The sequence below is a fragment of the Pseudocitrobacter vendiensis genome (assembly GCF_943590815.1).
Classification (GTDB): domain Bacteria; phylum Pseudomonadota; class Gammaproteobacteria; order Enterobacterales; family Enterobacteriaceae; genus Pseudocitrobacter; species Pseudocitrobacter vendiensis.
Genome location: NZ_CALSBS010000005.1, coordinates 20928 through 38218, shown reverse-complemented (window position 1 = coordinate 38218; position 17291 = coordinate 20928). Strand labels below are relative to the sequence as shown.

Here is a 17291-nt window from a genome sequence, read left to right as displayed (position 1 = left end):
TACCTTTCGATTGCTTTTTTCTGTGCGCATAGTGTCATGCCAGAAGCGCTATTGCCATGACTTGTCGCAACCCAGAGAACCACAGCATCAGGCAGTAAGACAGGTCTCCAGTGTGTTCGCTATAGCAATACGCATCACATCTTTGGCAATCATCAACTCTTCGTTGGTATTGATGATCGCCACTTTAACAAGGGCGTTTTCGGCCTGAATGAAAGCTGCGTTACGCTGGTTTTTTTCATCATCAATGGAAAGACCCAGGAAGTGCAGGTTATGGCAAATTGCTTGCCTGATCCTCGCGCTATTCTCGCCGATCCCCCCGGTAAAGATCAGGGCATCCAGCCCGCCCATCTGCATGATATAGCTACCGATGGTGGCGCGAATGCGTTCGGTAAACAGCGTTAACGCCAGTCTGGCTCGCGGGTTACCCGCGGTAGCCGCGTTTTCGACATCGCGACAATCGTGCGATACCCCTGAGACGCCTAACAGACCTGATTCGTTGTTAAGCAGATGGTTGAGCTGCTGGGGCGTTTGACCTTCACGCATAGCGACCCACGGCAGAATTGACGGATCAATATCGCCGCTTCGTGTGCCCATCATCACGCCAGATTGCGGCGTGAACCCCATTGAGGTATTAACGGATTTACCGCCCTGAATCGCACAAACACTACTGCCGTTACCCAGATGACAACTGACAATCCGTATTGCGCTAAGGGGAACACCCAGTTTTTCCGCGAGTGTATTGCTGACATATTTGTGGCTGGTGCCATGAAAACCGTAGCGGCGAATGCCCAGTTCAGCGTAAAAACGCCAGGGAAGAGGGTAGAGGTAGGCGGATGCCTCCAGCGTCTGGTGAAAGGCCGTATCAAATACGGCGACAGCAGGCGCGTTAGGCAGCAACTGGCGAAACACGTTAATGCCTACTACGTTGACGGGGTTATGCAAGGGAGCCAGTTCGGAAAGGCGCTCAATCTCTGCCAGCGCATCATCCGTAACAAGTGCGGAATCTTTAAATGATTCTCCGCCGTGGGCGACGCGATGCCCGACCCCGTCAATTTCATTAATGCTGCTGATAATATTGTGACCGAGCAGCTTTTCCAGCAGCAACGCCACTGCCTCGCGGTGGTCGGCGATGGGTAAGGTATCCTGCCATTTCTGCCCCTGCGTCTTGAGGGTGACTTGCCCGTCCACCATCCCGATGCGCTCAATCAGACCCTGGCAGATTTGCTCGCCCTGCGGCATTGAAAGCAGTTGAAACTTAAGAGATGAGCTGCCTGCGTTGATCGCCATTATTTTGTAAGACATGTCAGTTCCTTTTCGTTCAGGAAGGTAAACACCGCGTCCAGCCCGTATTTTGTCAGCGAACTGGTGATGAATACCTTTTCCGCTCCCGCCTGTTCCAGCCACTGCGCAACGGCTGAAATGCGTGACGGGGGGGCTAAATCGGCTTTGGTGACCAGCCCGATCACCGGGCGGTTCATTGGCCCGGTGAATCCCGGTGAGAACGGTGACCAGGGCGCATCCGCATTCAGCACCAGCGCGATGACATCGGCCTCGCAGGAACTGGCCAGTAACGCGCTGTACAGCCGTCGGTTCTCCAGATATTCACCGGGGGTATCAATCGTGTCAGGCGACCAGACGATCGCCTGCGTTTTTTGATAGTGAAGCGCTTCACCCTGCATACACTGCGTAAGCGATGTTTTACCGCACTGGCTGGGGCCAATTAACATCATTCGTTTCATAGCGTTATGTCCGCGTAATAGGGCAGGCGGTAAACCGCATCATCTCGCCCAGCGTGCGCGTGACCTGGTTGAGCGCATACTCGACCGCGGATACGTCGCCCGTCAGCACGACCGCACCAGTGAAGCGGTCGAGGAAACCAATTTCTACCGCCCCTGACTTCGTGGCGATATCACAGGCGATAATCGACGCTTCGCTCGGCGTAATCGTCAGAATACCAATGGCGGTCACCGCATCCTGTAACCCCAGTTTTTTGAATAAATCTTTGCCGGGGTTGGCAATGAGATGTGCCAGCGTGACTTGTTTCCCCGGTACATATTCCTGGATCATGCGATCCGTTGTGGCTTGTTTGTCCATTATCCCTCCACCATCTGACGCCACATCGCCTCATGAGGACGCGGGATCACTGAACGATAGACCAGCAACCCTTTTTCCCCCGCGCTTTCGCTGGCAACCGTAACGGCATTGTTGACATCAGATACCTCTCCGGCGACGACCATGTAGCATTTCCCGCCAATGCCAAACGCCATATGCACGCGTACCAGCGTAACGCTGGACGCTTTGACGGCGCGGTCGGCGGCGCTGATGCAGGCTGCTACGCTCCAGGTTTCGACGATCCCGATGGCCTGGCGCGTATCGACGCTGTTAAGGCCGCTAATGGCAGGCAGTACGCTGGCGTGAATATTGGGCAATACCAGACTATCGACGAGCATCTCTCCGGCAAGCGAAGTCCCTGTTTCAATAGCCTGTTGCACCGCGCCAACGTCCCCGCCGAGCATCAACAGGAATTTGCCCGGACATATCGTTTTGCTGACCAGCACATTCACATTGGCGCTTTTCAGCATCGCATCGCCGGTTTCCATGCCTTTAGCGATGCTGGTGAGTTCTAAAATACCTATAGCCTGAGACATGATTACCCTCTCACAACGGTAATGGACTGGTCGGTCACATCACTGACAAGACCGTCGATACTGGCATGGACGGGGGCGCCTAACGCACCTTGTGGCATGTCAGCCACGCACTGACCCCGGATAACGTGGTCACCTTTTTGTACGCAGGGAATTGCGCTGGCACCAATGTGCTGTCGCAGCAGGAGCGTGGTGGTCCCGGTGGTGAATTCAGCATCAGACAGTGGCGCATCGTGATACCACGGCGTGAGGCCCAGTTTGGCGATCAATCGTTTCACGGGTACCAGGCGGTACTTCGCCATCTCATCAGCAGGATTCAGTGGCCCTTCATAACGCTGGTTTTGGGCGCGCAGTTCGCGTTTCAGCATGCGGTTGATACGCATTGGGGATATCCCCACCGGGCACGCGACGCTTTCGCAGACATTGCATTCGGAGCAGGTCAGGGCGCTGAGTAACAACTGCGGCGTTGCGGTTTGCTGAAAATTGACGGCGCGAACGAGCAGGTGTGGTGACAATTCGTGCCCGATAAGGTGTCGCGGACAGAGGTCTGTGCACAGACGACACTGCTCGCAAACGGTTCTTGCCATGGAAAGCACGGTGCGTTCATCCTGCATACGACGCTGAATCAACGGATGCGATTTCGGCAGGACCAGCAGGCCGCCGGTGGTTTTGGTTACCGGGGCATTCAGCGATGTGATAAGGCTTCCCATCATCGGGCCCCCGTTGATAAAACCAGGGTCATCGATGGTCGCCCCGCCAGCCAGTGTCAGCACTTCGCGCAGAGAGATGCCAACAGGAACGCTCATTGTGAGAGGATTCGCCACCGCGCCGTTCACGGTTAATGTCCGGCGTGTCACCGGATAATTTTGCTCCACGGCTCTGGCGATATTCAGGACCGTCTGGACGTTATTAACCACCACCCCCACGCTGACGGGAAGGGCCGCAGGGGGAACGCGGCGGCCAGTTGCCATCCAAATCGTTAACACCTCGTCACCTGCCGGATAGACATCTGGCAGGATATGCAATCGGATGTTGCCGGGTAAAAGCGGGGTTAACTCATTGATGGCAGGCTGATATTTCTCTTTAAGCGCAATAATGCCTTCGCGTGCGCCGGTTGCCTTCATTGCATACTCGATGCCACGGATCAGGCGTGCAGGTTGTTGAACCATCAGTTGCTGATCAACTTTCAGCATGGGTTCGCACTCGGCAGCATTGACCAGAAAGGTCTCTACCTGCGCCTGCAATTTAACATGGGCCGGAAAACCCGCACCCCCGGCACCCACGACGCCCGCATTGCGAACCGCCTCGCGAATAGCCTGAGCATCAACATCAGGGTGTTCTGTATTCAGGGCGCTGTTCATAACAACTCCTCAAGCAATGCCTGAATGGCATCCGCATCTGCGGTGCGCGGGTTACTCTTCAGCGTGACGTCTGCAAGGGTTGCTTTAACCATGGCCGGAATATGTTGCGACCAGCGTTGTGTCTGTTCTTTAAGCGCGTCGTAAAGCGTGGGGATATTGCACGCTTTTTTGAGCTGTTCAATGTGCTGAATGAGTGCGTTTACGCTGGCTGTTTCATTTGCGTCTTGCGCGCAAAGACGGCAGGCTTTTGCGAATCGGGCATAGCGTTTTTCTGCGCGTGAGTCGTGGGCGTTATAGCGAATGACTGATCCCAGCAGAAGGGCATTTGCCAGACCGTGAGGCAGATGAAACTGACCGCCAAGTTGATGGGCAATGGCGTGATTCAGCCCCAGACCGGCCTGACTAAAGGCCATCCCCGCCATCGTCGAGGCATTATGCATTTTGCTCCGGGTTGCCAGACAATCGCCTTTACGCACAGCGACAGGCAGATACTGGAAAACAATCTGGCCAGCTTTTTCGGCAAGTGCATCTGTGAAATCACTGGCCTGTGATGAGACGTAAGCCTCCAGCGCGTGGGTCAACACATCCAGCCCCGTGTTAGCCGTGATTGCGGGAGGAACGCTCACTACCAGCATCGGGTCGAGAATGGCCATATCCGGGTAGAGGTCGTTATTGAATAACGGATACTTAATCCCTTTTTCGGTATCGCTTATCACACAAGCGCTGGTGACCTCTGAACCCGTGCCGCTGGTGGTAGGGATGGCGACACAGGTTTCAATTTCGATACCAAACTGGCGGCTGAACCAGACGATGGCTTTCGCCGCGTCAAGCGCCGAACCACCACCAAAACCAATCACCACGTCAGGAGTCAGGGACTGCATTTGCGCAATCCCCTGTACGACCGTCGCGATGGTAGGATCGGGGGTGATCTCACTAAACACGCTAATGCGATTGCTCGCGGGAAGCGCACCGCGCAGCGTTTCAATCAGTTCGGAGCGCGCCAGAAACCCGTCGCAGATAATCCAGATATGCTTATTCGTAAAGCGCTTCAGCACATGCAAAGAATCTTTGCCACTATACAGCCGGGTTTGCAGTGAAAACCTATTCATCACGACCTCGTTATCGGATGGAGAAACCGTTTGTCAGCACGCAACGACGCGAACGAGCAAAGGTGCGGGCTGATGTGGTGCCTTCCCCGGTGGGCGTTGCGATTGTGAAGGTGGTAAACCCTTCTCCACCCACGCCAATACCTGCGTAGGAGGGGCCGTTTTTCACGAAAATAGACGTTTGCAGCGTGCGAGCCGCCAGGTTAAGGCGAGACACGTTTTGCGAATGCATGATGGCGGTGTGGTGCAGGCCTTCTTCGACCTTCAGCGCCAGCGCCAGTGCACGGTCAAAATCGTTGACTTTGACAACAGGCAACATTGGCATGAGTTGTTCACCGGTTACCCAGACATCATCCGCCTTCACCACGGCAATAAGCAGGCGTGGCACTTTTGCGGGAACCGGAATCCCGGATGCTTCCAGCATGGCTGACGGGCTTTTACCAACCAGTTTTTTGTTGGCCTGGCCGTTCGGCATACAGGTGGCTCGTAGCTTGTCAGTATCCGCTGCGCTGAGAAGCAGAGCGCCAAAACTTTGCATCTGCTGAATCAGTTTTTCCGCGACGGATTCAACAACGATCAGGCTTTTTTCGGCAATACAGGGCAGGTTGTAATCGAACGATGCGCCGTTAATGATATCTTCGGCGGCTTTCACGAGATCTGCCGTTTCATCCACGATACACGGTGGATTTCCTGCGCCCGCGCCAATCACTTTTTTCCCACTGGTCATGCCCATCGCCACAATGCCAGGGCCTCCGGTGATCGCCAGAACGGCAATCCTGGGGTGGGCCATCATTTGCCGGGTCGCTTCAAATGTCGGTTCCGCAACGGTCACGACCAGGTTGCGAATGCCGCAGCAGCGGAAGGCAATCTCTTCGATCATCGCAATCAGTTTGAGCGACACGTTTTTTGCACCCGGATGCGGGCTGAAGTAAACGCTGTTTCCCGCCGCCAGCATGCTAATGCTGTTGTTGATAATGGTTTCTGTCGGGTTTGTACTGGGGGCCACCGAACCTATCACGCCAAACGGTGAGTACTCGAACAGCACCATGCCGCCATCGCCCGTGAGTGCCGTGGTGGTTAAGTCTTCGACTCCCGGCGTGTTATTCAGCGCAGCTTTGTTTTTAAGGAGTTTGTCCTCTTTGTTTCCCATGCCCGTTTCGTCCGCACTTTCGGCCGCCAACGCAGGCAGGTGCGGCATCAGCTCTTCCCGCATCGCGCTGATGATGGCGCTGCGGGTTTTTAACGGGCATTGCTGATAGCGCAAGAAAGCCTGGTGGGCAGCATCAATGGCTTCGCCAACGGACTGAAAAATGCCGTTTTGTTTGGCCTCCACGCGCCCGGGTACTAATTGTTCGCTCAGGATTGAGCGAATGAGGGTTTCCAGTTCTGAACTGTTCATTGATGAGTACTCACGTTTATGGCCGCAATGGCGGCTTGTGCAATATCCATGTCCTGTTCAACGCTTCCACCGCTGACACCAAGACCCCCAATGAGTTGCCCGTCACGCCAGAGCGGGAAGCCCCCACCAAAAGTGACGACTTTTCCCTGCATATGACTTTCAAGCCCGTAAAGCGGCGCACCTGGCTGTACGGCGCTGGCCAGTTCGTGTGTCGCGGATTTCATCGCCACGGCAGTCCAGGCTTTTTTGGGCGCGAGTTCGCTGCTGACTAACAGGGCGTCAGGCATTCGCCATGTCACTGCTTCCGTACCGTGGCCATCAACAATGCTGACCACAACAGGTACGTTGATTTCTTCTGCTCGTGCCACGGCAGAGCGGGTCAACTGGTGGAGATCCTGAAAAGAGAGACTCATAGCGTAATCCTTCGCGGGTAAGGAGTGCGTGGACGCCATGTAGCGTCTCATCACTTCCTGAATGATCGTATCCTGATGGGCGTCGTGATCTTCGGCGCGCGCCAGGGCATACAGGCAATCGGAAAGCCGATTGATATAGCGCATTAACACCTGCCTGACGGATATTTCCTCAGACAGTTCAACCAGACGACGCTCTGCGCGGCGAGCGAGGGTGCGGGCGAAATGCAGACGACTTGCGGCTTCGCTGCGGCCTGGCAGAATAAAACTGTGCAGAGGGGGAACACGCCCCATTGCGGTATCAATGGCTGTTTCCAGTGCGGCAATCTCTTCCGTGCTGATGTAACGCTGGTTCGGCGAGGGCGTATCGCTTTCGCAGGCCAGTTCGGCGCTAAACCAGAAAAGCTGCTGTTGAACCGCCTCCAGCAGAGAACGATGCTGTTCGCACTCTGTGGCACACACGCACAGGCTCAGGGCAGCGTTGAGTTCATCGAGCGTGCCGTAGGACTCAACGCGTGGATGTGCTTTGCTGACGCGCTGACCGGTAAAGAGGGCGGTTGTTCCGCCGTCGCCCGTGCGGGTATAAATCGGCATGCTGCCCCCTTAGCGAGAAAGTGTGTCGACAATGCCGACAACGGCCAGATCGATGGCTTCGTTGGGGCCGGAAAAAACGTGCCGCGCACTGGAGCCGCTACTGAGCAACACCAGCTCGCCCACACCAGCGCCCACTGAATCGACCGCCACCTCATCACCGGAAGCGGGGCTTGCGGGCAGTTCTCCGTCGGCGCTAACCCGACGCACCAACAGGAGTTTTTTACCCACCAGAGAAGGCGATTTTTGCGTGGCGACCACTGCGCCGGTAACTCGGGCCAGATGCATGGTTCACTCCTGCTTAATTAACTGAATATTCCGCTGGCTGGCGGCTTCTCGGGCTAACGCCGTAACAACGCACTGGCGACGTAACACCAGCACGCCTCCACAGTGACGCGCCACGTCGGCATGGCTCAATAGCGTAAGCGGGTGTAAAAAAACGTTTTTCCCCTGTTCGTCGCTGAACGTAAGGGGCAGTCGGGCCAGCTTTTTTACGGGCATAGCCGATAACAATCGGTGCTGTACTGACAGGTGTACGCGCAGACCGGACGCCATCGCGTCCTGAACAATGACTGCCGCTGTATTTGACGATGCGGCATGGGCAACGTGCTCCAGCAACGGCAGATCAACCTGCAGGATCGTCAGCGAGGCATAGTGGCAAAACAACGCGCGAGCGTTGGCTTCCCGCAGTTGCGCGACGCTGAGGGTAGCAACACGCCCGGCACGACGCGTGAGGCGGCAAACAACCTCTTCGACGATTCGCTGCAACTGTTCACTGTTCATCACGGCATGACCAGTCTGGCGCAGACCTGGGGATTATCGGCCCCTGCGGCATTGGCTTCGTCCGTGTCGATATGCATCTCAAGGCACATATCCGGTGAGACTCGAACCGCGACGTTATCGAACACCAACCGCCGCGCATCGCCTTCAATGGCAACAGAAACGCTGTCGCCGTGAGATACGCGCAGGATCAAGGCATCCAGTGGCGACATGTGAATATGACGCTGAGCGACAATGACTCCGGACGTTAAATCCAGCTCGGCGAAGGGGCTTACAAGGCGCACGCCTGGTGTGCCAGCCAGATCGCCGGACATACGCAGTGGCGCGGTAATCCCTAACGTTCTGGCATCGGTTCGCGAAATCTCCACCTGGCTGGCGCTGCGCAGCGGCCCCAGTAAACGGACATTCTTCAACTGACCCTTTGGCCCGACGATCGTCAGGGTCTGGTCCGATGCGAACTGCCCAGGCTGGAGAAGCCCCTTTTTCTCACTGATCGGTTGCCCCGGGAAAAGCCGGGCATAATCGTCTTCACTGAGATGGATATGACGGTTTGAAACGCCCAGTGGGATAGGGCGTTCGCGCATTTCATCCAGTACTTTGCTGACCGTTGTTTCCAGTTCTTGTTTGTCCATTACGCTTTACCTTACTTACCTGAATGCAGACAGAGCGACCGGGGATCACCTTTTTGACGCGAACAGGCCGGGTCCAGACACAGATTGCAACTGACTTCCCGATCCGCAGGGTTTCCTTCCGGTTCTGACTCTTCTGTAACGACTTCAGTGTCAGGCTGTTGGTCGGCTTCTCTCGTGGGCGCAGGACCCGCAGGCGCTGCGCGGGAAAGAATGCCTTCGCCGGGTCTGGCTATCACTTTATGTGCAACCAGACCGTGCTGAAGGTCTGCAAAACTGGCACCGGTGATGATGGCGGACTGCACGGATGCCACATCGCCGGTGATTTTGATCACCGTCCAGCCTGAACCGTTAGTTTTTTCGAGGCCAACCAGCGTGATGGAAGCGGCTTTCGCCATGACATCCGCGCAATTGATGGCTAATGCCAGACCACTAACTTCGAGTAATCCCAGTGATTGCTTCACGCTGAACTCCTTTTATCTGCGATTTAAGCGGACTTCGGTAAAATGGCCTCAACGTCAGTGTGAGGACGAGGAATGACATGGCAGGATTTGACTTCGCCCACGGCATTAGCTGCGGCGCTGCCCGCATCGACAGCCGCTTTTACGGCACCCACATCGCCGCGAACCATTACGGTAATCAGGCCGGAACCGATTTTTTCGTAGCCAACCAGTTGCACGTTGGCGGATTTCACCATGGCATCCGCAGCTTCAATGGCGGCGACCAGTCCTTTTGTTTCAACAAGCCCCAGTGCGTTATTCATACAGCGATTCTCCAGTGGATTACTTATTCAGATCCCGAAAAGGGATCCCTTTAACTAACCTTGCCGCATTGTTTCCTGTACTTCGGCGATCAAGGCTGTTCTGCTGATGCGTCAGCGTAAAAAGCGGCGCTGATGCGGGTAAATTCTTGTAATGCACAACCAGCGTTTGGTTATCGCAGGCTATGCCCACGAGCAGGGGGGATCGGCACGCTGCCAGCCATGCTTGGTGTGCCACATCGCCGTCCGTTTGCGGCAGGATTACGAAGGGGATTCCTTCTTCTTCGATGCCGAGCAGGACGTCATTCCAGTCGGAGAGGCTTTCTCCGGTGGGGGAAATCACAATGGCGGGAATGGGGTTGTTACTGTCCATGCGAGAACTCCTTTTGCCAGGAGAGGATCAACCCTGTGGCGACGGCATTGCGCGGACCTTCCGTTCCACGAATGTTTCCTCGCCCGGCAACCAGGCGATAGTGCGCCAGCGCGTCGGTGACAAGCTGTGGGACTTCAAAATCAAGGGATGATCCTCCTACCAGCACCACAAACGGAATATCACGAATATTGCCGGTGGGGCTGACCTGACGAAGTGCGCGTAGAGCGTTGGTAACAAAGACGCGCTCTTTGGCGCTACGGCGAATCGCACGTACTTTCTCAAGCGCCAGATCGCCGGGCAGGGGCACCAGTTCATCGGGTTTCACCACGCAGACGCGAGCAAAAACCGTCGGGGGGAGCGGGGAAGGGAAGAACTGCACGCTGCCATCTTCATGTCGCAGATGGAACAGGCTTTCTACTTTCGCCAGCGGATATTTTTTGATCTCTTCCGCCAGATAACGATCGTCCAGCCCAAGTTCGCGGGCAATGATCATGGTGACCATATCACCCGCCCCCGCGAGGTGTGTGGCAATAATGTCCCCTTTCGGGTTGATGATTGAGGCGTCTGTTGAACCCGCGCCCAGGTCCAGAATCGCCAGCGGGCGTGTCGTTCCGGGCGTGGTTAACGCCCCTAAAATCGCCGCTTCCGCTTCGGCCCCACCGACCTGAACATCTACGCCCAGTTTTTGCGTGATTTCTCGGGCGATCATCGCCATTTGCAGCCGATCGGATTTCACCATCGACGCGATGCCGACGGCCTGCTCCAGCGAGAATTCCCCTGCTAATCCGCCACTGACGCTAACCGGAACGGAGGTATCAACGGCCAGCAGATCCTGGATAAAAATCTCGTTGCCTGGTTTATTGGTCAGTTCTGCCATGGTCTGGCGAACGTGTTCAAGCATACCGCCGATGTTGGAGCCCGCTTCGCCAATGACGTTATCCAGTTTTGGGCATTCGCCGACCGCTTTCATAATGGCGTTAGCCCCCGCCGCCACGTCGACCCGCAATGTGCGCCCCTGTGATTGCAGTTCAATGTGTCCGGCTGGGATTGCGCGTGCTTTCACATCACCCGATGGTGTTTTCACCACCACAGCGGAACGGTTGCCAATCAATGCCCTCGCGACCGGAACAATATTTTTGGTTTCATCCGCGTTGAGGTTAAAGACAGTGGCAATGCCATAGGGATTAGAGAGTGTTTCAATCACTTTTCCGGGAACCGCAACCTCAATGGCGGCCAGCATTCCCAGCGGGATACGGTCGATATAACGCACTTCATCCACGATGGGCAGCCGGGTATCCAGACGGTTACTGACCAGCACGCCATCATCTTGCTGCAGAATCACGCCGGTGAGCTGATAACCTGCGCGCGTGGATGCGTTAATCATGGCGGCAACATCCGCGAAATCGAACGCTGATGGCACCACCAGGATATAAGGCGTATCCGCAGAACAGGTTAACAACGCATCCGGCGTAATGGTGATCCCCACGCCCAGGCCGACCCCGCCCGGCGTTTTGGGGTTATGGCCAATCATCGTGGACTCGGTGATGATGGTTTCGGTGATGGTTTCCATCGCCACATCGCCAATGACCGGCGTGGCTTCGTTGATGCGAATGAGTGAAATATCGCTGACATTGATGCCCGCGTGATGGGCCGCACGCGTAAGCGCTTCCTGAATGCCAAACACATTACGTAATGTGCCTTTGATTCCGGTGGTTTCTGCCAGTGCGCTACCGATTAGGGTGCATGCATCTGTCTCATCCAGCGCCGCCAGAGCGACTTCTGTTGATGAGTTACCAATATCAATGCCAGCGATATATTTCATGTCCTGTCCTTAATCGTCGCCTTTGAGTTTTTTACGCTCGACGTACAGGGCTGCTGCTTCACGAACGAAAGCGGCGCAGATTTTCGCCTGATAGCGACTTTCGAGATCGTCAGCAATAGCCATTAACTCTTCTTTCGTTGAGCGATAGGGCCGCAGAGCGTTGTAGATTTCCAGGATGCGGTCGTCCGATACGGCCGTTAACTCTGCTGCACGTTCAAAGTTCATCGCCAGCCGATCGCGCCCTGCATCTTTTGCGATAGCAGCCTGAATACGCAGTGTTTCCGGCGTGATACGCATATCCTGCGCGGTGATTTTATTGCTCAGGACGTTTTCAAGGGTGAGCTCATCCAGCGTTTTATTGGTGGCGGTTTTTACCCATTCCGGATGCTTATTTGCCAGCGGGTAGTCAGTCACTTTCGCGGTGTGTGTGGTACTGACGGATGCGGTAACCGGAGCAGAAGCGTCGCCCTGCAGGCTGTTCATGCGGCTCAACACGTCCCGAACCATCGATTCAATTGCATCGGTATTCATAAAGGGATCCTTATTAAAGCGCCACGCGCAGTTCCTGTGGGTTTTTGCCCGTTACGACGTATTTCGTCTCTTTGATGTGCAGAATGGCGGATTTAGCCTGATATTTCGGGCGCGCCATCTGGTCATTCAGCGTAGGGACGGGCTGTGGTGATTGACGCTTTGCGTACTGCGCCGCGTTCTTACCAATCTGACGGTAGGTTTCCAGCGTCAGCAGCGGTGCCTGCGGGAAGAGTTCGAGATTCGACAGCGGCGGCAGACCCTGCTGGTGGATAACTGTCGTGCCTTTGGACTGGATCCCGATGGCGATGCCTGATCCGCTCAGGCGATTACCTTCGACGGCGACGAATGCCACATCGGAGGATTTAAAGCAGCGAATCACACGTGCTTTAATCCCTTCTTCTTCAATGCCGGCAATCATTTCGCGCAGGATGCTTTTATGGGATACGCCGACAATGTTGGTGGTTTGAGAGAGGCCAAACGCAGGCCCCACAGCAATGATGACTTCGTCCTGCTGGGTACCCTGTTTCGCCTCGCCGATTTCCGTCAGAAAGCTTTCGCCTTGTGGCGCAGTGGGCGTTGCAGATGCGCTGGCTGCACGGAAGGAGACAGGTTTATCGCTGGCCTGCATCTCGGACAGCACGTCTTCGATAATCTGGCGCAGCAGCTTTTCATTAATTTCCATTGTTCACCCCTTAGCCAAGCTCGTTGGGATCAAGTGCGCCAGGGATGTTTTTAATCTCTTCCCAGCGTTCGCCTTGTAAGCGATAACCTGTTGCCGGACCGGCATAGTCGTTGACGTCATTTACGGCAGAAAGCACCTGTCCGTCGCCCACGATAATGGCGGAGGTATGCAGATAATCTCCGGTCAGTTTGGCTTTCTGAATATTCAGCATGTCTTGTGCAACATCGTTAAACCCGCCCTGAGCCAGTGCTTTCACCACTTCCAGGCCGTTACGGTTCTTGTTGATGACTTCCTGGGCAAACTTGAGATCTTCGACGATATTGCGTTCAGGCATATCCTTCGAGCCATGCGCATAGGTTGCGGCTTCCACTTCTTCGTCAGTGATAGGCGGTAGCCCCATCCCCGCAAACACGGCCTGCAACGCACGAGCGGCTTTATTTCGAATGGCGATAACGTCTTCTTCACGTACCGGGCGCAGACCGCCGTCAACCTTCAGGTCGCGCTGAATAACGTTATAGTCGTCGAAGTCTTCGGCATCTTCGTTGGAGCCTGCGAACATGTTGTCGTAGTTCGGTACCGCAGAGAAACCGGAGGAGATAAAGTCCGTACCCGGCAGGAACTGCATCAGGAAACGTGCGGTACGACGCATATCGGAGTGGGTGAAGGTCTGGTCATTACTGGAGGCGCATTCCAGATCCAGTGAGGAGCAGATCAAGTTTTCCGCCAGCACCGCGCGGATCCCCGATGGCACCGCTGAAGGGACACCGATGCAACTGACGGAGCCGTTTTGTAGCCCCTGAACACCTGCGGCTTTGGTGATGTAAATGCAACGTGCTTCCAGGTACAGCATGGATTTGCCTTCGGCATAGCCCATTTGGACTTCGGAACCGGAGCCCGAAGTAAAGCGCATTTTCAGGCCACGCGATGCGTAGGACGAGGCTAAAAAGCCTTTCGACCACGGCGTATCATCGCCATCGGTGAAGACAGGTTCCGTACCATAAACAGAGATGGTTTCGGCGTAGCAGGTGTGTCCCAGCATACCGAGCTTCAGTTCAGTCGCTTCTTCCAGCGAGCATTGTGTCAGAACGCCGGGGCGTCCAACTTGTGAGCCAACAAGTAACGCGATGGCGTTGAAGGGTGCATAACGCCCTACCGCGACGGTAGTTTCCTGTTCGTCGAACCCACGCCATGCGCCTTCCGCAGCATCTGCGGCAATCTGCACCGGGTTGTCTTTAACGTTGGTAATGTGTGATTGCTGAGAAGGGGTACGACGGGCGCGCATTTTCTGCATCGCCATCATCATCTCAACCACGTTCATGTGCGATACCACTTCGACAATTTTTGCCGGGGTCATCGCTGTAGTCAGCGGCACGATTTGGCTACGTTTTACATTGGGGTCGCAGAGCATATTGGCGAGTTTGACAGAGTCCATCGCCATGACTTCTTCCGCACGTGCCAGATTGATCCCGTAACGCGCGATAAAGTGGTCAATCAGATCAAATTCGCTGACCGGTTTGCCGTCCAGCTCGGTCACGGCACCGTTAACGATTTTAATTGACGGTTTCGGGTCGTTTGGGCTCTCCATCGCAATGAAGCCTTCTTCGATCCACTCTTTAACAAACCCGTCCTGATTCACAGGGCGTTTTGCCAGTGCTTCAAATCTTTTCGATCTCATGAATCAGCCTCATGGATATCAAATGTAGGAGGGACGGTCGTTTTTCGGTTCAGAACCGAGCGTCGAGAGGACGGTTTTGCCGATTTCACGTGCGGAGATCACCGCCTGACGAACGGCTCCGGAGTCGCCGGATATCACCAGAATGACTTCGTTGCTGAAACTGGTGCCCTGCGCAGGGGAGCTGTACGCCACCACGTCAACATTGGCGGATTTCAGTGCCGTATCCGCCATCAACACACCGACAGCCGCGGGTGCGCCGACAATCACGCCGCAGGCGCGGCCAATCGGGGTACCAAACGCTTTTTCCAGCGCGTAGCTGGCGCGTGCGGTGTATTGCAGTTCGAGGTGCCCGGCTTCGTTGGCATAGACGTCGCCAAAGGTGCGGTCGAGCTCTTTCAGGGCGACTTCGATACCGCGCTTAACGTCAGAAACGTCATTGCCACCCAGAACAATCAGCGAACCGTGACCTGCGCCACCCTTGGTATCACGCGGAAGTTCAATGCTCACGACTTCCGTGTTGGTCGCTTTGACGGCTTCATCGGCGGCCATAATGTGTGGGCCTGCTCCAACGCGCGCGCCGAGGATGCCGATAGAGCGATAGCGTTTTTCAAGCTTCATGGCGTCCAGCAGGGCGCTGTCCACATTCGCGATAACCAGGCCAACGGTGTCACCCATCGCGGTGCCCACAAATTCCGTTAAACTGCAGCTTTTCTCTGCCATAGCGGTTTCTCGTTTTGTATTGGAGGTTTCAGGGGTAACTGATTGCTCCGGCGTTGCCACACGGGCGATCACCTGTGCCATGATCTGTTCCACCAGTTCATTGCTGCTCATCCGTTAATTCCCTTTGGTAAGATTTTTTCGACATCGGTGTGTGGGCGAGGAATGACGTGTGTTGCTTTCACTTCTCCCACGTTGCGCGCTGCCGCAGCACCCGCGTCAGTGGCCGCTTTTACCGCGCCAACATCGCCACGGACAATAACGGTCACCAACCCTGAACCGATTTTTTCGTAACCGACCAGCATCACGTTGGCCGATTTCACCATTGCATCTGCGGCCTCTATAGCGGCAGTTAATCCTTTGGTTTCTACCATTCCTAACGCTTCTTGTTGCATAAAGACCTCGCCTGGTTTTTTGATATTGATGACTATAAAAAGAAGGGCGAAAAAAGAATGGCTGACTTGAATTTATGCGTGAAAAAATAGTGGTGTAGCCATGGCATAAAATTGTCATGGTTTGTTTTATGTTGATGATTTTATTCGTTTTGAAGGTTTTTGTTTATGTGAATAATTAGCTATTAACCATCCATATTTACATTTTTGTTGATGACAGCGAAAACATTCTTTGCTAAGCGACAATAAACCGATATGTGATGTTTATTGAAAAAAAGACATCTAAAAAAAGCAATATTTTCACATTTTAAAAAATGAAATAATTAGCTGGAATACCCGGTGCATATGGAAAGTTGAAACGGGCATAGCAAGAATTTGCTATTGCAAGGCGATTTTTCAGACGTGTATTTATTCAGGTTGCCAACAATTTTCATGGGCCACTTTTTATAGTAAGGGCCGACGTTTTGCACCGTCAGCAATGGATCCGCTGGCTAAGACACAACTCCGCTTAAAAGGTGTCACCATGAATGATTCACTAAAAGCACAATGTATTGCCGAATTTTTAGGTACAGGGCTGTTTCTCTTTTTTGGTATCGGTTGCCTGAGCGCTGCAGTTGTTGCGGGCGCGAGCTTCGGCTTATGGGAGATTTGCATTGTCTGGGGGCTTGGGATCTCGCTTGCCGTGTACTTAACCGCGGGGATCTCTGGTGCGCACCTTAATCCGGCCGTCACGGTCGCGCTTTGGCTGTTTGCTCAATTTCCAGGGCGTAAAGTGCTCCCCTTCGCCGTCGCTCAGTTTGCTGGCGCGTTTTGCGGCGCGCTGCTTGCGTATCTGTTGTATGCCTCTCTTTTCACTGAATTTGAAACGGCTCACGATATGGTTCGTGGAAGTGTCGGGAGTCTGCAACTGGCGGGAATCTTTAGCACTTACCCGGCTGCGGGGCTGAGCGTTTGGCAGGCCGCCCTGGTTGAAATCGTCATTACATCCATGCTGATGGGGTTGATTATGGCGCTGACGGACGATGGTAATGGTGTGCCCAAAGGCCCGCTGGCGCCGTTGCTTATCGGTATTCTGGTGGCGGTGATTGGCGCAGCAACCGGGCCGCTGACGGGGTTCGCGATGAATCCTGCGCGTGACTTTGGCCCCAAACTTTTTACCTGGCTTGCCGGGTGGGGAAATGTCGCTATCACGGGTGGGCGTGATATTCCTTACTTTATCGTTCCGTTGATCGCGCCGCTCATTGGGGCTTGTGCGGGGGCGGCAATTTATCGTTATTTGATCAGTAATAATTTGCCCGTGAATATTAAATAATGCATTCATTAGGCCTTTGAACAGCGATAACATTTTATTCATTATTATTTCGTGATCTGCTTTCCGAATTTATTAAAAAGTCTCTCAGCTTCGAGGGGCTTTTGTT

At 54.6% G+C, this 17291-nt stretch carries 21 protein-coding genes; 1 reads left to right on the top strand and 20 read right to left on the bottom strand.

Going from position 1 to position 17291, the window contains the following annotated elements; genetic code table 11:
• Positions 1–87: 87 nt before the first annotated feature.
• Genes NMC31_RS07530 through pduA form a run of 20 tightly spaced genes read right to left on the bottom strand, consistent with a single transcriptional unit; the run spans position 88 to position 15876 of the window.
• Positions 88–1302 carry an acetate/propionate family kinase gene (locus NMC31_RS07530; protein WP_253897480.1) on the bottom strand — a complete coding sequence of 405 codons (1215 nt, stop codon included), beginning with the start codon at positions 1300–1302 and terminating at the stop codon, positions 88–90.
• Positions 1287–1739, bottom strand: a complete 453-nt coding sequence (pduV, locus tag NMC31_RS07525) for a propanediol utilization protein PduV (protein ID WP_253897479.1) — start codon at positions 1737–1739, stop codon at positions 1287–1289. Before pduV ends, NMC31_RS07530 begins: the two co-directional genes overlap by 16 nt.
• Positions 1740–1743: 4 nt before the next feature.
• Positions 1744–2094 carry a propanediol utilization microcompartment protein PduU gene (gene pduU / locus NMC31_RS07520; RefSeq protein ID WP_253897478.1) on the bottom strand — a complete coding sequence of 117 codons (351 nt, stop codon included), beginning with the start codon at positions 2092–2094 and terminating at the stop codon, positions 1744–1746.
• Entirely contained in the window at positions 2094–2648 is a 555-nt protein-coding gene (gene pduT / locus NMC31_RS07515) for a propanediol utilization microcompartment protein PduT (protein ID WP_253897477.1), read from the bottom strand. Before pduT ends, pduU begins: the two co-directional genes overlap by 1 nt.
• 2 nt (positions 2649–2650) lie before the next feature.
• Positions 2651–4006 carry a 4Fe-4S dicluster domain-containing protein gene (locus NMC31_RS07510; protein WP_253897476.1) on the bottom strand — a complete coding sequence of 452 codons (1356 nt, stop codon included), beginning with the start codon at positions 4004–4006 and terminating at the stop codon, positions 2651–2653.
• Positions 4003–5115 carry a 1-propanol dehydrogenase PduQ gene (locus NMC31_RS07505; RefSeq protein WP_253897475.1) on the bottom strand — a complete coding sequence of 371 codons (1113 nt, stop codon included), beginning with the start codon at positions 5113–5115 and terminating at the stop codon, positions 4003–4005. The genes NMC31_RS07510 and NMC31_RS07505 overlap by 4 nt, the downstream gene beginning before the upstream one ends.
• Positions 5116–5125: 10 nt before the next feature.
• Positions 5126–6511: a CoA-acylating propionaldehyde dehydrogenase PduP gene (gene pduP, locus NMC31_RS07500; RefSeq protein WP_253897474.1), complete on the bottom strand. Its 1386-nt coding sequence runs from the start codon at positions 6509–6511 to the stop codon at positions 5126–5128.
• On the bottom strand, positions 6508–7515 hold the full coding sequence (gene pduO, locus NMC31_RS07495) for a two-domain cob(I)yrinic acid a,c-diamide adenosyltransferase PduO (RefSeq protein WP_253897473.1): 1008 nt from the start codon (positions 7513–7515) through the stop codon (positions 6508–6510). The genes pduP and pduO overlap by 4 nt, the downstream gene beginning before the upstream one ends.
• Before the next feature lie 9 nt (positions 7516–7524).
• Positions 7525–7800, bottom strand: coding sequence for a propanediol utilization microcompartment protein PduN (gene pduN, locus NMC31_RS07490; RefSeq protein ID WP_253897472.1), 276 nt, complete (start codon positions 7798–7800; stop codon positions 7525–7527).
• A 3-nt stretch (positions 7801–7803) separates the two neighbouring features.
• Positions 7804–8295, bottom strand: a complete 492-nt coding sequence (pduM, locus tag NMC31_RS07485) for a microcompartment protein PduM (protein ID WP_253897601.1) — start codon at positions 8293–8295, stop codon at positions 7804–7806.
• Positions 8295–8924 (bottom strand): phosphate propanoyltransferase, encoded by a 630-nt coding sequence (locus NMC31_RS07480; protein WP_253897471.1) that lies wholly within the window; start codon positions 8922–8924, stop codon positions 8295–8297. Before NMC31_RS07480 ends, pduM begins: the two co-directional genes overlap by 1 nt.
• A gap of 11 nt (positions 8925–8935) precedes the next feature.
• Entirely contained in the window at positions 8936–9385 is a 450-nt protein-coding gene (locus NMC31_RS07475) for a BMC domain-containing protein (protein WP_253897470.1), read from the bottom strand.
• Between the two features lie 23 nt (positions 9386–9408).
• Positions 9409–9684: a propanediol utilization microcompartment protein PduJ gene (gene pduJ / locus NMC31_RS07470; RefSeq protein WP_149462325.1), complete on the bottom strand. Its 276-nt coding sequence runs from the start codon at positions 9682–9684 to the stop codon at positions 9409–9411.
• A 19-nt stretch (positions 9685–9703) separates the two neighbouring features.
• On the bottom strand, positions 9704–10054 hold the full coding sequence (locus tag NMC31_RS07465; protein WP_253897469.1) for a glycerol dehydratase reactivase beta/small subunit family protein: 351 nt from the start codon (positions 10052–10054) through the stop codon (positions 9704–9706).
• Positions 10044–11876, bottom strand: a complete 1833-nt coding sequence (locus NMC31_RS07460) for a diol dehydratase reactivase subunit alpha (protein ID WP_253897468.1) — start codon at positions 11874–11876, stop codon at positions 10044–10046. The genes NMC31_RS07465 and NMC31_RS07460 overlap by 11 nt, the downstream gene beginning before the upstream one ends.
• Positions 11877–11885: 9 nt before the next feature.
• Complete coding sequence (pduE, locus tag NMC31_RS07455; protein ID WP_149462322.1) at positions 11886–12407, bottom strand: propanediol dehydratase small subunit PduE; 522 nt, start codon at positions 12405–12407, stop codon at positions 11886–11888.
• 13 nt (positions 12408–12420) lie between these two features.
• Complete coding sequence (locus NMC31_RS07450; protein ID WP_149462321.1) at positions 12421–13089, bottom strand: propanediol/glycerol family dehydratase medium subunit; 669 nt, start codon at positions 13087–13089, stop codon at positions 12421–12423.
• A 10-nt stretch (positions 13090–13099) separates the two neighbouring features.
• Entirely contained in the window at positions 13100–14764 is a 1665-nt protein-coding gene (gene pduC, locus NMC31_RS07445; protein WP_253897467.1) for a propanediol dehydratase large subunit PduC, read from the bottom strand.
• An 18-nt stretch (positions 14765–14782) separates the two neighbouring features.
• Positions 14783–15595 carry a propanediol utilization microcompartment protein PduB gene (pduB, locus tag NMC31_RS07440; RefSeq protein WP_149462319.1) on the bottom strand — a complete coding sequence of 271 codons (813 nt, stop codon included), beginning with the start codon at positions 15593–15595 and terminating at the stop codon, positions 14783–14785.
• The gene (gene pduA / locus NMC31_RS07435) at positions 15592–15876 is read right to left on the bottom strand and encodes a propanediol utilization microcompartment protein PduA (RefSeq protein WP_149462318.1); all 285 of its coding nucleotides are present in this window, start codon (positions 15874–15876) and stop codon (positions 15592–15594) included. Before pduA ends, pduB begins: the two co-directional genes overlap by 4 nt.
• 520 nt (positions 15877–16396) lie before the next feature.
• On the opposite strand from pduA, the gene pduF reads away from it, so the two are divergent.
• The gene (gene pduF, locus NMC31_RS07430; protein WP_253897466.1) at positions 16397–17185 is read left to right on the top strand and encodes a propanediol diffusion facilitator PduF; all 789 of its coding nucleotides are present in this window, start codon (positions 16397–16399) and stop codon (positions 17183–17185) included.
• Positions 17186–17291: the final 106 nt, after the last annotated feature.

Coding starts and splice junctions, on each gene's coding strand:
- pduJ (WP_149462325.1), bottom strand. CDS start 9,684: ATGAATAACGCACTGGGGCTTGTTGAAACAAAAGGACTGGTCGCCGCC.
- pduP (WP_253897474.1), bottom strand. CDS start 6,511: ATGAACAGTTCAGAACTGGAAACCCTCATTCGCTCAATCCTGAGCGAA.
- NMC31_RS07460 (WP_253897468.1), bottom strand. CDS start 11,876: ATGAAATATATCGCTGGCATTGATATTGGTAACTCATCAACAGAAGTC.
- pduF (WP_253897466.1), top strand. CDS start 16,397: ATGAATGATTCACTAAAAGCACAATGTATTGCCGAATTTTTAGGTACA.
- pduM (WP_253897601.1), bottom strand. CDS start 8,295: ATGAACAGTGAACAGTTGCAGCGAATCGTCGAAGAGGTTGTTTGCCGC.
- pduO (WP_253897473.1), bottom strand. CDS start 7,515: ATGCCGATTTATACCCGCACGGGCGACGGCGGAACAACCGCCCTCTTT.
- pduA (WP_149462318.1), bottom strand. CDS start 15,876: ATGCAACAAGAAGCGTTAGGAATGGTAGAAACCAAAGGATTAACTGCC.
- NMC31_RS07450 (WP_149462321.1), bottom strand. CDS start 13,089: ATGGAAATTAATGAAAAGCTGCTGCGCCAGATTATCGAAGACGTGCTG.
- pduE (WP_149462322.1), bottom strand. CDS start 12,407: ATGAATACCGATGCAATTGAATCGATGGTTCGGGACGTGTTGAGCCGC.
- NMC31_RS07510 (WP_253897476.1), bottom strand. CDS start 4,006: ATGAACAGCGCCCTGAATACAGAACACCCTGATGTTGATGCTCAGGCT.
- NMC31_RS07505 (WP_253897475.1), bottom strand. CDS start 5,115: ATGAATAGGTTTTCACTGCAAACCCGGCTGTATAGTGGCAAAGATTCT.
- pduC (WP_253897467.1), bottom strand. CDS start 14,764: ATGAGATCGAAAAGATTTGAAGCACTGGCAAAACGCCCTGTGAATCAG.
- pduB (WP_149462319.1), bottom strand. CDS start 15,595: ATGAGCAGCAATGAACTGGTGGAACAGATCATGGCACAGGTGATCGCC.
- NMC31_RS07530 (WP_253897480.1), bottom strand. CDS start 1,302: ATGTCTTACAAAATAATGGCGATCAACGCAGGCAGCTCATCTCTTAAG.
- pduV (WP_253897479.1), bottom strand. CDS start 1,739: ATGAAACGAATGATGTTAATTGGCCCCAGCCAGTGCGGTAAAACATCG.
- NMC31_RS07465 (WP_253897469.1), bottom strand. CDS start 10,054: ATGGACAGTAACAACCCCATTCCCGCCATTGTGATTTCCCCCACCGGA.
- pduT (WP_253897477.1), bottom strand. CDS start 2,648: ATGTCTCAGGCTATAGGTATTTTAGAACTCACCAGCATCGCTAAAGGC.
- NMC31_RS07480 (WP_253897471.1), bottom strand. CDS start 8,924: ATGGACAAACAAGAACTGGAAACAACGGTCAGCAAAGTACTGGATGAA.
- pduN (WP_253897472.1), bottom strand. CDS start 7,800: ATGCATCTGGCCCGAGTTACCGGCGCAGTGGTCGCCACGCAAAAATCG.
- pduU (WP_253897478.1), bottom strand. CDS start 2,094: ATGGACAAACAAGCCACAACGGATCGCATGATCCAGGAATATGTACCG.